We start from the raw sequence: 360 nt of genomic DNA, 5'->3' as shown, positions 1-360 counted from the left end.
ACATACTTATAACTAGAATAAGTTGGTCCTGGCAGTCCCACCTCAAAGCCCTTTACACTTTCCTCACCCATTACCGGTTCCACGTAGCCTTCTGGATGGTTAAAAAACTGAAGTGTCATTTGGCTGCCCCCCGCATTGTTATATATAAAATTGCCAGCGTATTCTGTTTTTATCGTGCCTTCGTCAACTACGGTCTTGCTCAGTTTTGTCCCGGTGGCATCGTACACATAGTTGATCCTTGGAATTGAATTTGCCAAATCAAACCTTATCTCCACTGGTAGATTTAGATGGTTGTAGCTGATCTGGTAGATATCCTTGTTCAGGTCCTGGGTCATATTCCCATTTTCATCATATCTATAG

1 pseudogene is annotated in these 360 nt (G+C 42.5%); it reads right to left on the bottom strand.

What is annotated here, in order from left to right:
* A pseudogene (locus G3A46_RS14100) lies at nt 1-335 on the bottom strand (hypothetical protein); the annotation flags it as partial.
* Between the last annotated feature and the right edge of the window lie 25 nt (nt 336-360).

The sequence above is a fragment of the Aequorivita sp. KMM 9714 genome (genome assembly GCF_011065475.1).
GTDB lineage: Bacteria > Bacteroidota > Bacteroidia > Flavobacteriales > Flavobacteriaceae > Aequorivita > Aequorivita sinensis.
Note: the sequence above shows the minus strand (reverse complement) of the source record. Positions and strands in the feature narration are given on the sequence as shown.